Annotated in this window: 11 protein-coding genes; 4 read left to right on the top strand and 7 right to left on the bottom strand. The window is 43.2% G+C overall.

Features of this window, described 5'->3' with window-relative positions:
* Window positions 1-911 (bottom strand): FAD-binding domain-containing protein (locus DSM107010_RS33830; RefSeq protein WP_199755950.1); only part of this gene is annotated, 911 nt, incomplete at its 3' end.
* A gap of 369 nt (window positions 912-1280) precedes the next feature.
* Here DSM107010_RS33830 and htpG point away from each other — a divergent pair.
* From htpG to DSM107010_RS33815, 3 genes are all read left to right on the top strand, one after another.
* Window positions 1281-3305, top strand: coding sequence for a molecular chaperone HtpG (htpG, locus tag DSM107010_RS33825; RefSeq protein ID WP_106167585.1), 2025 nt, complete (start codon window positions 1281-1283; stop codon window positions 3303-3305).
* A gap of 151 nt (window positions 3306-3456) precedes the next feature.
* Window positions 3457-3606, top strand: coding sequence for a hypothetical protein (locus tag DSM107010_RS40575; RefSeq protein WP_015157010.1), 150 nt, complete (start codon window positions 3457-3459; stop codon window positions 3604-3606).
* A gap of 502 nt (window positions 3607-4108) precedes the next feature.
* The gene (locus tag DSM107010_RS33815; RefSeq protein ID WP_106167583.1) at window positions 4109-4846 is read left to right on the top strand and encodes an ABC transporter permease subunit; all 738 of its coding nucleotides are present in this window, start codon (window positions 4109-4111) and stop codon (window positions 4844-4846) included.
* Window positions 4847-4869: 23 nt separating this feature from the next.
* On the opposite strand, the gene DSM107010_RS33810 is transcribed toward DSM107010_RS33815, so the two are convergent.
* From DSM107010_RS33810 to DSM107010_RS33795, 4 genes are all read right to left on the bottom strand, one after another.
* The gene (locus DSM107010_RS33810) at window positions 4870-5679 is read right to left on the bottom strand and encodes a type 1 glutamine amidotransferase (protein WP_106167582.1); all 810 of its coding nucleotides are present in this window, start codon (window positions 5677-5679) and stop codon (window positions 4870-4872) included.
* Window positions 5680-5692: 13 nt separating this feature from the next.
* Window positions 5693-6415, bottom strand: coding sequence for a DUF4253 domain-containing protein (locus tag DSM107010_RS33805; protein ID WP_015157014.1), 723 nt, complete (start codon window positions 6413-6415; stop codon window positions 5693-5695).
* A gap of 62 nt (window positions 6416-6477) precedes the next feature.
* On the bottom strand, window positions 6478-7836 hold the full coding sequence (locus DSM107010_RS33800) for a Mur ligase family protein (protein ID WP_015157015.1): 1359 nt from the start codon (window positions 7834-7836) through the stop codon (window positions 6478-6480).
* A 267-nt stretch (window positions 7837-8103) separates the two neighbouring features.
* Window positions 8104-9537 carry an IctB family putative bicarbonate transporter gene (locus tag DSM107010_RS33795; protein ID WP_015157016.1) on the bottom strand — a complete coding sequence of 478 codons (1434 nt, stop codon included), beginning with the start codon at window positions 9535-9537 and terminating at the stop codon, window positions 8104-8106.
* Between the two features lie 679 nt (window positions 9538-10216).
* Here DSM107010_RS33795 and DSM107010_RS33790 point away from each other — a divergent pair.
* Complete coding sequence (locus DSM107010_RS33790; RefSeq protein ID WP_015157017.1) at window positions 10217-11029, top strand: glycoside hydrolase family 16 protein; 813 nt, start codon at window positions 10217-10219, stop codon at window positions 11027-11029.
* Window positions 11030-11122: 93 nt separating this feature from the next.
* Here the strand turns inward: DSM107010_RS33790 and DSM107010_RS33785 are convergent, their stop codons facing one another.
* On the bottom strand, window positions 11123-12637 hold the full coding sequence (locus DSM107010_RS33785) for a GAF domain-containing sensor histidine kinase (protein WP_015157018.1): 1515 nt from the start codon (window positions 12635-12637) through the stop codon (window positions 11123-11125).
* 232 nt (window positions 12638-12869) lie between these two features.
* Window positions 12870-13616, bottom strand: coding sequence for a GUN4 domain-containing protein (locus tag DSM107010_RS33780; protein ID WP_015157019.1), 747 nt, complete (start codon window positions 13614-13616; stop codon window positions 12870-12872).
* Window positions 13617-13720 lie beyond the last annotated feature (104 nt).

Below are 13720 nucleotides of genomic sequence, written 5' to 3'. Positions count from 1 at the left end.
CCTTGTCTCCCTTGTCCCCCTTGTCTCCCTTGTCCCCCTTGTCCCCCTTGTCTCCCTTGTCCCCCTTGTCTCTTCCCGCGTTGCCAACTTTGACTGTTGGGTTGTTTGTTAAATTCTGCCTTGGGAAACAATCGCTGTTCTATTTGTTCGTAACTGCCTTCAAAGTCACAATTTCCATAGAGGGGACATTCGCGACAGTAAACACCATTTGTATAACGTTCTAAATTTTCGCGGTTAAAGAAATAGGGTTTGTGGCTAAACGTACTTGCTACCCATTGCCAAGACATATTGTTACTCGCCGGATCGCCATCTAATAAATGTTCCAAAAACCAAATCGCCCCGACTTGCCAGCGGATACGTCGCCAATGCACCATGTAAGCAGCCATCCACATCCGGGCGTGGTTGTGTAAATATCCAGTTTGACGCATTTGTTGACTGAAACTGTCGATACAAACTAGCCCTGTCGTCCCTGTGGCGATATCTTCTGGTAGTTCGGGGGCGTACTCTTTGGTAGTGTAACCAGTTTTATATTCTTCTCGATCTTCCCAAATTCCGTTTCCTAATTTGACATATAGGCGTTGCCAATAATCGCGCCAGCCGAGTTCGTTAATTAATTTCGTTGCTTCATCCGGCTGCTGAATTTTGTTCAAGACATATTTCTTAACATCAGCGAGACTCAAAACTCCATAGCGAAGATAGGGTGAGAGACGAGTTACCGCACCCGTGAGAAAGTTGCGAGTTTTGGCGTAACCTGCCGGATCTACTGTTTGTAAAGCTTTTTCAGCAGCTTTGCGTCCCCCGACAGTCTCGCTGATATTATCATCTCGGCTAGCAGCAGTAGGAAATTGTTCTTTTAAGTAGGCTACCAGTTCTTCACGACTGGTAAATTCGCGTTGCATATCCTGAGTCATATCAGTTATTAGTTATCAGTTATCAGTAAGGAGTGGTTATGGGTAAAGGGTAATTGGTAGTTGGTAGTTGGTAGTTGGTAGTTGGTAGTTGGTTAAAAAGTGGTACGTGGTGCGTGGTGCATGGTAGTTTTGCTCCCTGGGCTCCCTGGGCTCCCTGGGCTCCCTCAGCTCGCTTCTCCCCTCAACTTCCTCAGCAACCTTGCGCTCCCTCAGCTCTCTTATCCCGACTCCCGACTCCTGACTTACTAAAGACAGGTAGGGTAAACCGAATTAGCGTTGGGGGGAATCTTTAGTTAAGTAAAGAGCGATCGCGTGGTTTAAGCCATTAAGATCCTGATTAAAGAACATTCACCACAACACTGATTTAGTATGCGGGAACAAGGCACAATCAGCATCCACACTGAGAATATTTTCCCCATTATTAAGAAATCTCTCTACTCCGACCATGAGGTTTTCTTACGGGAATTGATCTCTAATGCTGTCGATGCTATCCAAAAGCTGAAAATGGTATCCCGTGCTGGGGAGTATTCCGGCGATATAGGCGAACCAGAAATTCAAATTGCTATAGACAAAGATCGCAAAACTCTGTCCATCTCCGACAACGGTATCGGGATGACGGCGGAGGAAGTCAAGAAATATATCAACCAAGTGGCTTTCTCTAGTGCGGAAGAATTTATTCACAAGTACGAAGGGAAAGACCAACAGATCATCGGTCATTTTGGCTTGGGTTTCTACTCTTCCTTTATGGTGGCGCAAAAAGTCGAGATCGATACCCTGTCATACCAAGCAGGTGCGCCAGCCGTCCATTGGAGTTGTGATGGTTCCCCAGAGTTTATTTTAGAAGATTCATCTCGGAGCGATCGCGGTACGACTATTACCCTGCACTTAATGGAAGACGAGCAGGAGTACGTAGAAGATGCACGTATCAAGCAACTTGTCAAGACTTATTGCGATTTTCTGCCTGTTCCCATCAAACTGAATGGCGAGGTTATCAACCAGCAAAAAGCACCTTGGCGAGAGTCAGCTAATAATCTCACCAAAGAAGATTATTTGGAATTTTACCGCTACTTATATCCGTTTCAAGAAGAACCGCTGCTGTGGGTACATCTCAACACCGACTATCCCTTCATCCTCAACGGGATTTTGTATTTTCCTAAACTCAGACCGGATGTAGATGTCACCCAAGGACAGATCAAACTATTCTGCAACCAAGTCTTTGTTAGCGACCATTGCGAAGAGATTATCCCGCGATTCTTGCTACCCATGCGGGGAGTGATTGACAGCACAGATATTCCTCTCAATGTCTCCCGCAGCGCCTTGCAAACAGACCGGACGGTAAGGAAAATTGCCGATTATATTTCTCGTAAAGTCGGCGATCGCCTGAAAGAACTTTATCGCAATAGCCGCGAAGAATATATCAAAGTTTGGCAAGACGTAGGTACGTTTGTCAAATTTGGTTCCCTTAACGACGAGAAATTCAAAAAACAAGTCGAAGATATCGTCATCTACCGCACAACCTATGAAACGCCTGTAGTGGCTGCGTCCTCACCTGCGACAGAAACACCAGTCGTCCAAGTGCAAGCAGAAGAGGGAGACGCATGGCAAGACGTACAACCAGCAGAATCTACTCCCGACTCAGGTACGGGCGTGCAGGAGAACGCCCCTACGACTTCCTCCTATACCACGCTGAAAGAATACCTGGAACGTAACAAAGAACGTCACGAGAATCGCGTTTACTATTGCACCGATGAAGTTACCCAAGCTACTTATGTAGAACTGCATAAGAAGCAGGGTTTAGAAGTCCTATTTATGGATTCCTTTATCGATACTCACTTTATTTCTTTCCTAGAAAGAGAGTATTCAGACGTTAAATTCTCTCGCGTTGATTCTGACTTAGATCAAACTCTACTTGACAAAGATAAAGCTGGGGAAATTGTCGATCCAACTACGAACAAAACTCGCAGCGAATTAATCAAGGAATTGTTTGAAAAAGCCTTGAATAAACCCAAACTCAATATCCGTACCGAAGCATTAAAATCTGACGATCCGCAAGGTACGCCCCCAGCAATGGTGTTGTTACCTGAATATATGCGCCGCATTCAAGAAATGAGTGCTTTTGTCCAGCAGCAAACAGCACAGTTTCCTGACGATCATATCTTGCTAGTTAATACCGCGCATCCGCTGATTCAAAACTTAGTCAGCCTCAGCCAAGGTAGTATTATCCAAGGTGAAGGACAGTCACCAAGTGCCGAATTAGCTAATTCAATTTGTCAACATGTTTATGACTTAGCATTGATGGCACAAAAAGGATTTAATGCTGAAGGTATGAAATCTTTTGTCGAGCGTTCTAATCAGGTATTAACTCGTCTGACAGATCGCGCTACTAGTGCTTAAGGCGGCTATGAGTCGCCCCGCCCAAATTTGGCACAGCTTGTAGGGTGCGTTTTGAAAACGCACCTTACCACTACTATACGCAGCCTGGTTGGCTCCCAATAATACCATGTTTACATGGTATTATTGGATAATCTTAGAGAAACAATGCGCTATGTTTACCGTCAAACTCAAAAACGGAGAGACTATTCAAGTTCCTATAGAAGAACTTGAAGAATTTTTAGAAAAAAATCGCGATCGCATAGAAATTCAGCACAAGCAAATGGGAAAACGGCGTGTTGCTCCTGTGTCTTCTTCCCAGTAACTAACAATATATAATTACCGTCACATTGAGTGAAGAGTATATATATTCTTCTCGGTCAAGTTCCTCGTCAGTTTCAGCGACGAAAACGTTACATTTTTGAAATAGTCTATATTCTGTCTTTGAATTATCCTGAGAGGATGGAATGTACTCTTGTTCTATCCCAAGCTCAACATAGACGGGAAAACTTCTTTGTCTTTGTATCTTACCATATACGTATCCACCATTTTCGCCTGCTTCAAACTCCTCACGTAAAGTTTTGACTCGAATCATTGTATCTAATAATAACTATCTACTAAAGCAAGAATAGTATAAAAAACAATATCCACGTGTTCAACCTAGCATTGCATTCCATCAGAATTATTTCCAGATTTAAATTTAACAGCACAACAAGTCATCAATTGTGGATAACGTAGGGGCGGGTTCACCAAGATCTCAATCTAAAAACAGACATGTTTAGTAAACCCGCCCTTACGGGATATATAGTCAATCAAATAGATTTTGTATGATTACCGATATTTGGACTGTCATCTGGAAAGAATGGCGCGAATTACTATTTCAGCGCGGTAGCATTAAAACAACAATCCTAAGTTGGCTACCTTTAATATTAATATTTGGCTTGCTTATGCCCATTCAGATTGGTACATTTTGGGTAGACTCTCCCTTCACAATTGCTTATTGGGGTTGGCTACCAACTTTACCAGTTATGGCGCTGATTGCTGATAGTTTTGCTGGAGAAAGAGAGAGACATACTTTAGAAACTTTATTAGCAAGTCCTCTATCAGAAGCAGCAATTCTATTCGGTAAAATTATTACAGTTGTTATCTATGGTTTTTTATTAACGTTAATAGTTTTAATAACAGGTTTGATAGCTGTTAATTTAACTCATAACACGGGAGAAATCTTACTCTACCCCATAGGAATAACTTTAACTGGAATTGGATTGGGAATTCTGACAGCTACAGCTATGGCGAGTATAGGTGTCATTGTCTCTCTCCGCAGTCCCACAGTCAAACAAGCAGCCCAACAATTAGCTTTTGTCTCTATTGCCTTAACTTGGATTCCGCTTTTAAGTTTGAGTCTAATGCCAACTCATTTACAAACAAGTCTTTTAAAGGCTGCCAAAAATACTAATATGACTCAAATAATTTTGATAGCATTAGTTATTTTAGCAGCAATTAACGCGGGATTATTGCTAATAGCAATCAAAAGATTCAAGCGATCGCGCCTAATTCTCGATTAGGTAGGTGCGTTAATTAACGCACCCTACTGTTTAACCAAGGTTGGCAGATTTACGCGCAGTTTCTTGAAGATTGCTTCCCGTGCTTGGTTAGCTAAAGTATCATCTAAAGGTGCAAGTGCAATTGATTCTTGATATTTTTGTTTCAAGGTAGTTTGAATCAACCAATCAGCTAAAAATGGATTTTTAGGTAACAGGGGACCATGCGAATAAGTCGCGATCGCATTTTGATAAACTGCTCCTTCTGTACCATCTTCACCATTATTTCCTAAACCATATATTACCCGTCCCAACGCCTCCACTTGACTTAATTTTGTGCGCCCGCCATGATTTTCAAAACCAATCAAGTAGGGTGGCGAACCTATCATTGCTATTAATTCCTGTGCTAACTTTTTAGCTGTCACTTCAATAACTAAATTCCCGATACAGCGACGCGCATTTAACCCGGGATGGATAGAAACAAAATCAAATAATCCCAGTCCCTCAATTCGTTGTCCTTCTCCTGGTTCGTAGTAATGTCCTAATAATTGCGGCGCACCACAAGTAAAAATTCCTGGCGTACCAGTTTCGATTTTGTCTCGTAACGCCTCAGCTTTAGCACCGCGCAAGTCGCGCATGACAATTTCTTGCTGTCTATCTTGCGCACCACCACCGACGAGGATATCGACTTGGTAAAAATCTTGAGCCGTAGAATCCCGATCTAAAGGTAATATTTTCACTGTATAATTGCGCCATTCACAGCGCCGCTGGATACAAATAACATTACCGCGATCGCCATAGGTACTCATTAAAGTTGGATATAACCAGCCAATTGTAATTTCCATTTCCAGATTCATATATATTTCTTGCTCAATTCCAAGTTAAATAAAGACTTTTATACTTCTCGATCTTGCTTGCAACTAGCTGAGTATTTTGGAGATCGGGACAAAATTCAACTACGTCTTTAGCAAATTTTTCAATATCTGTAGGTGGTCTTACAAACTCCAGACTCAAACTACTTTTACTAGCGAATATAATTTCAAATTCACACACTTCCCGCCACGATTTTAATTTATTAATTATGTCTTTAGGAGAAATATCATAATTCCACCCATTAGTCTGATGAATCTTAATAATATCCCAAGGTTCTTCACCCTTAAAAACTGCAATTCTTAATTCTGCTTGTGTGACATAATTTAAAACTCTAGAAATATATTGGTTCAACCTGTTTTTCTCTGGAGTCAAACCAACTCGATTTTCGCAGCTTGTCAGATAGCCGTGTGGATTCAATGATTGTTTTAGCTTGACAAAAATATCCCGATAATCTATGTAAGATGGGATGATAATAGACAAGCCTTCTACTAAAAGATTGCCTCCATAGTTGTAGACTCCGTAAATATCTTGCTCAAATTCAAGATAGTAAGCTGGCAAAATTTCATTTACACAACTCAATTCGCTATCTTTGAGATACACCTCTTGTTTTAAAAGAATTTTCTGCATTTTGACTTGGCATTCTTGCTTAATCATCTCCAAAACAGACTCATCAAAATCGATTTCAGCAGCTAAATGTCTTTCTGTCTGAGATAAAAGCATAGTCAGTTATCAGTTATCAGTTCATTCCAACTTACGACTTACGACTTACGATTTACAACTTATTACAAAATCTTTCTTCCCGTCAAAATCTCCCGCACTTCTAACATGGCAGAATATGTAGGCAAAATGTGTAATGTCTCATGTGCTGGAGTTTGTTCCAAAGCAGTCGCGATCGCCTCTTTTAAATCTTCCTTCACAACCAAATTCATTTTGCTATCTATCTCCGGCTGACTGTAACGCAAACGCAAAGCCATATCGTAAACGCGATCGCCACTGACTATTAAAGTCCCTCCTCGTTCGACTAACTTTTCTGTATCCACATCCCAAATCCACGAAACATCTGTACCATCGGGTATTCTGTCATTCAAAACCATCAACACAGGCGCAAGTTGACGCGATTCCGCTTCGATTTGCCTCTCGCCTCTTACCTCATTCACTGCCCGAATTGTTTCATTCATCCCCACAGGATTTTTAGACAAGAGAATGCGGACGTGTTTACCGCGAACTTGCAACTCCTCAGCCCGTCCAAAAGCCGCCTGAAAGTTAGCTATAGTATCGCGGATTATCGCTTCATCTACGCCAAGTTGCTGTGCTGATAACACCGCTGCTAGAGTATTGTATTTGTTATACAACCCAATTAAAATTTGCTCCCATTCCCGACTAGCGATCGCCAGAGATGGTTTGTGAAAACCACAGTTAGGACAGTTATAATCTCCCTGGTGTGAAAGATAAACCCCTTGATAAACCAGGCGAGTACCGCAACTGGGGCAATAAATTGAGTCTACAGCATGGGGAATTTCATCAAGATAATGTTCTGGTTCGCTCAAGCCAAAGAATAAAACATTTTGACTGAGTTGTTGCCCCATGTAAGCCAAGGTAGGATCGTCAGCATTGGCAACAATAATAGTTTCTGACGGTAAAGGTGCGATCGCTTGTCCCCAACGCCTGCTAATTGTATCGACTTCCCCGTAGCGATCCAGCTGATCGCGAAACAAGTTTAACGCCAGAATTAGCCGAGGTTGTAGAGGTGCTAACACCTTGGGAACAATATTTTCGTCTACTTCTAAAATGGCAAAGTCTGCATCTAACGTACCGATGGGATTAGTATTTTGTAACAGCGCTGTCATCAAACCATTTTCTAAATTCGCCCCCGCTGCATTGTGGACAACCCGCCAACCTTGACGTTCCAACATCGTGCGTAGTAGTAAGGATGTGGTAGTTTTACCGTTCGTCCCCGCAATGAGAATAACTCCTTGCTTCACTTGACAACTTAGCAGTTGCAACAACTTTGGCTGAAGACGACGGGCAATTTCTCCTGGTAAAACGCTAGCCGCACCCAGACGTAGCGATCGCACCCCGAAAGTCACGGTTTTTGCTGTCAATACAGCCGCACCCAAGCGCAGTCTATCCATCAATTGCATTTTTCCCACAGCTCGATCTCAATCCGGTTGTATTACTGTATTGTTGTACTGCCTTTTTGGGAAAAGAGGAGGGCTGTTGTTGATTTTTAACGATCTGTCCCACACAAACTGTAGGGGCGCACACAATGTAGGGGCGCACACAATGTAGGGGCGCACACAAACTGTAGGGGCGCACACAAACCGTAGGGGTGCACACAAACTGTAGGGGCGCACACAAACTGTAGGGGCGCACAGCTGTGCGCCCCTACAAATACATATCCACCGAGATTAGCTATCCGAACCGCGATTGAAAGAGGAATTAGCCAAAAGATCCGATCGCGTGACTGGGGCAGCATAGTAACTAGCAATAATCGCTACCATAAACCACCAAATCGTGTTGATTTCAGGACGATACCAGACAGTATCGGCGATATTGTGAACCAGAGTTCCAAATAAAGCCGCGATCGCCCCAATTAACCAAAATGCTTCTCGACTGCCAGTTTGCCGCAAACGGCGCAGTTGTTGCAACCCTGAGTTGAAGGTGACAACCAGTAACCATAACAAGCAAGCTAAACCAACCAAACCAGTTTCTACGGCTACTTCCAACAAGATTGAGTAGGCACTTAGGGCATTGTAACGAGGCAATTGGTAAAGCGGATAAATTTTGTTAAAGGCAGTGTTCCCAGGACCGATCCCTAAAATCGGACGGTCTTTAATCATCTCAATCACTGCTATCCAAACGTTGATGCGAAAATTGTTGCTGCTGTCACCCCTTCCAGCGAAGATACTCAAAAAGCGATCGCGGATTGGTTCGACAAACAACACCCCACCTACTAATACCAACGTTACGCCACCGATAAGCAATGGTAGCGACCAAGTACGCCAAAATGGGGGGAAATGGACGCTCAACACATACACCAATAGTACCAACACGGCAAAAATCGCTACGAGTAATCCCATCCAACCACCACGACTAAAGGTGAGGACGAGACAGGCACTATTGACAACGAACATTGTTAGTGCTAGCAACTTGGGAACCCAGCGCTGCCAAGCAAAGACAGCAACCAGACTCAAAACCACGGCTGGTAGTAGATAGCCAGCTAGCAAGTTAGGATTGCCAAGATAGCTGTATACGCGGGTAATGCGGGTGAGATTAGATTGAGTATCGACCCAAGTAGCTAGAGCATTTGCCCCATAAAACCACTGCTGCAAACCGTAAATGCTCACAATCAGCGCTACGTGGAGGTAGAGGGTAATCAGCCAAGAACGAATGCGGGGCGATCGTAAAATCCTCGCAGTCAAGGCAAACAGAACTAAATATAGCGTCAACTTTTGCCAACCTACGAAAGCAGCGGCTTTGACGGGCGATAGTGCTGTAGCTACTGTAGAGATACCCCAGTAAAGCAATACCAATAAATGAATTGGAGTCAGAGTATTGGCACGCTCTGAAGCATAACGCCGTTCGTCTGTTAAAGTCAGCAGTACCCAGAAGCTAGCACAAGCAAAGAGTAACACGCCAATTAGGTCGTTGGAGACAAATGGCGCGAGCGCAAAGACCAAACTGACTAATAAAGCTGCTAAGGCTTCCGACCATTGCATCAGCCAGCTACCCTGTCGCCAAGTACTAAATAGCCCGACAACAGAACGGTGTAAGTAGCTTGCACGTCGCCATTCTTGCAGCGGCAAGCTAGATAAAGTAAATTGCTGCCAAACTGAGTTCATAAACATGAGCTGCGAGATAGGGATTGGTCTATCTTAAGTCAACGTTAGGCTGACTTGACTTACCATAATTGCGAATTTTATTTGCTTTAGCTTAATACACAATGTCAGTCACAATTATCTCTACAAGTTTACGATTGTGATTGAATACATTCCTGGTGGTATCCATTAGTACTTGTAAGTTGACAAGAAAATGCTGAGTACTCTCAGTTACGCGCGATCGCTTTGCCACAAGTCTTTCTTGTTTCTCCCCACAATTCTGTTGGAATTATAGAAATTATCAAGGGCTATTGATGTCCGCACGCTAGGTTTTTTTCTCTATAATTGTTCAGTGGGCTATAGCAAGGATAAAGTTATATCTAGAGATAGATAGGATTTTTAAAAAAAGTCAATAACAATACATTTCGGTTACACATGCTTAAAATATATTTATGGATTTCTCAACCTTTCTCCAATTTGTTCTAAGTACTGAAGCTATTACCTATAAAAAATGCAGTGCATTTTGTATCATAGATCCATTTATAATACCAAAATAAATTATTGCGAGTAGCAAGAGATATTGCCAAATTACTACTCGTAAATATAAAATCTTACCAAATTCTTAAAGGGCAATTGACAACCAAGTGTTAAACACGAAATGAAGTCAATTGACTGAAAATAACTCTGCAAATGTTCTACAAATATGAAATACGGCTTGTGGTTGCGAAAGAGCGTTCGACCAACTTTGCTTAGTTTTGCTATTATCGCAACAACATTATTCAACCCATCTGTTGTGCGGGCAGATAACTGGCGGGTGGTATTCGAGGATGAATTCAATGGTACATCTCTCGATCCGCTCAAATGGGATACTTGCTATTGGTGGCATTTGGGAAGGGGATGTGCCAATCATGGAGCGCAAGAAATCCAATGGTTTTTACCAGAGGAAGTGCTGGTACAAGATGGAATTTTGCGTTTACGCACTCAAAAACGCATTTGGAATGCTTATAATGCTACATTCCAGTACACTTCTGGGATGATTTCTTCCCACCAAAGGTATGCATTTCAGTACGGCTTTGTAGAAATACGTGCCAAAGTACCTAAAGGTAGGGGTTTTTGGCCTACGATGTGGCTTGCCGCAGAGGATAGAAACTGGCCTCCAGAAGTGAATATCGGGGAGTTTTTTGGTTCAGATACGAAAAGCGTGCTGATGGTCTTGCACTATATCAACGATCGCGGTAAGCCCACATACTCATCTTTATCGTGGGGTAATAACTTTGATTTTTCAGAAAACTACCACGTTTACGCAGTGCTATGGGAACCAAATGCCATAATTTGGTACGTAGATGGAGTGGAGCGGATGCGCTATACAAACAGCCAAAATATTCCCCAAAAACCAATGTATATTTTAACGACTCTAGCACTCGGTCCCATTTGGACGAATAAACTTCCAGATGAATCCACACCGTTTCCTAGCTATTTTGACATTGACTATATTAAAGTTTGGCAACGCCAATAAGGAACATTGCTAAGGCTAACAACTGTATAACTTTTAAAGCCGATCGCATTTTTATTTCAGATGCAAGTGCGATCGGCTCGAACTGCATTAAAATTAAATTTCAGCATTAGCTTGCGCCAATGTTAACTCAGGAAGACTGACGACATAACGATAGCCAGATTCTGGAGTGCCTAAAATATCAATTTGACCACCGTGTAGTTCTGCTAAAGCGCGGCTGAGCAACAAGCGTAGGCTTTCACAAGAACGATTGAAGCTATTGACATTGACTAATTCTGTCTTGTCTTCCCCGCGATCGTCATGCTCGTGCATCGACTTCTTGCTTTTTGACTCCTGCCTTTCGTCGCCAGTACGAGAACCATGAAAAGCAGAAATTTGCCCTAAGTAGGGATCGACGGGGGTTAATCCTTCTCCTAACCAAGGATGAGAAACTGAAATTGCCAGATTCAAAAGATTACTTTGTCCCCCGCGATCGAGCGTAGAGTTGCTTTTATAGGAAATGTGAATGCGGATCGCACTCCCACTAGTAGCAGCTTGAATCATACTCGATATGAGGTGATAGATTAGCTGTCTTACCTTGTCTTTATCCAGCACCCACATACGACTTTTCGCAGGCTCTAGCGACAGTCGTAATTTTTGTTCTTTGCGTTTGGCGACCTCATCTAAAGTGTTGAGTATCTGCTGGCAAAGCATTTCAATATCTACAGTCGTTAAATTAAGACCAAGGGAATATTCTTCTACGACTCCCAACTGAGACACTTCATTAACTAGGGAGAGGAGATATCGACCGCTATTTTGAATAATTTCGAGATATTCTTTCTGTTTCGTCGTCAAAGGACCGTAAATTTCTCGTCCTACGACATTTGCCATTCCTAAAATTGATGTTAGAGGAGTTCTGAGTTCTTGGGTGAGCTGCTCTAGCAACTTGAGTTTAACTTGGACAATGGAAAGGGCTTCTGGTGAAGCAGTAGGAGGTGAGAAAGAAATTGCTGGTGCAGGGTTGAGAACTGGCGGTGCAATCTCGATTGCCTGCTGTTCTAGTGGCTCCAACTGCTGCATTTTGAGTAGTCGATTGCGCTCGAATTCACTCATACTCCAGCGAGCCATGAGTTCGAGAAATTTCATTTGTTGGATGCTGAAATTGCGAGTTTCTAAATCCATCACCGCGATCGCACCCAAGCATAAACCGGAGGAGTCAATCAATGGAACTCCCAGGTAAGCAAGAATACCGTAACGCTGGACTAAGACGCTGTTGGCAAAGGCAGGATGAGTGCGGGTATCGCCAACGTTAATTATTTGACTCGTTTCAACAACTTGGGTACAAAAAGATTCGTGGATTGGTAATTGTCTTTCCTGCGCTAGTGGATTCATCAGCCCCAAACGCGACAAACCCACTGCTGATTTAAATACGTGGCGATTACGGTCTAAAAACCCCAAAATGCAGATCGGCACTTCTAACAGGTGGGCGGCGGTTTGAGTTGCTTCCTCAAAAACTGGTGTCGTTTGAGCTTCCAACAAGCCCAGATCCGACAACGCCTTCATGCGCCGATCTATCATTGGATCTACGCCAGTATCCCCTCGACACAATAATTTGTTTTCTGGCTCCACCATTTACCAATCCACCTTACACTGCAAGAAAGCGATCGCACCTGCGACATGAATGTTGTGCTGTATCTAACCCTAGATTCAGGGATATCTACTAGACTTAAGATTCCCGATTTTTATTCAGGATCAACAATTGGGCGCAGAAAGATTTTGCTAACTCTTAAGGAGTTGGTAATGGGTAGTTGGTAGTTGGTAGTTGGTGATTGTTCTCCTTTGTCTTCCTGGTCTCCTTGTCCCCCTACTCCCTGCTCCCAGCTCGTCCCTGCTCCCTTTTTCCCCAGGCTGGATGGGAAAATAGTGCGGCGATCGCACGATTGCCGCGTAGCTGATTTGACAAAGGTAGGTGTCCTATGGGAGCGTCAAGGCTCCAAGTAAATCCATCAGGGTAGCGCGTCCAGGTGTTGCCGTTTTTCCAGCCAATTTTTGCCCATAGTTTTTCCCAGTTTTTGCCTAAAGTTAACCAGAGTCCTCGCTGCACGGAAAAGCCAAATTTTCCTTCAGAGTAAACTGACCAGAGGGTATCGACAGTTTGCAAATCGAGAATAGGAAATCTTTCGACTTCTGTAAAATACAGCCACTTGCGCTGTACGGCAGTTGCGCCAGCCAGTTCGCAAAGTTTTTGTAGCGTCACGCGGTCTGCTGCTTGGAAGTCTCCCTCAATCAACAACTGTTGTAAGGAACTGTAATCGATATTAGATTGCGATCGCAGTGTCACAATTCCAGCGGGAAAGTGAGTTTGCAAAAGTTCCCGTGCCGGAGAAAACTTGGAATGATAGAGGATTTGGTAGATTTTGCCATCAATCCAAGTTGGTAGGCGATCGCGGCGTTGTAGCAAAAATTCCATCAACACTTCTAAACCTGGCTCGCCTAGTGTTGCTAGCTGTTGAATCAGTTGCTGTTGAACTTTTTCCGATCCAGACGAAAGCTGCAAGCGGAGAGCAGAAAAGTCAATGGGAGTATCTGATGTCGTGGTTGGGTTAGTCATGCTCTCACTAGAAACGCACAAAGTTCAGCACCGATCGCTAATTTTAACTATATTACGCAGAAGCCAGAAGTCAGAAGTCAAAATTGAGGAGACAGGAGACAGGA

The sequence above is a fragment of the Chroococcidiopsis cubana SAG 39.79 genome, from assembly GCF_003991895.1.
Classification (GTDB): domain Bacteria; phylum Cyanobacteriota; class Cyanobacteriia; order Cyanobacteriales; family Chroococcidiopsidaceae; genus Chroococcidiopsis; species Chroococcidiopsis thermalis.
Note: the sequence above shows the minus strand (reverse complement) of the source record. Positions and strands in the feature narration are given on the sequence as shown.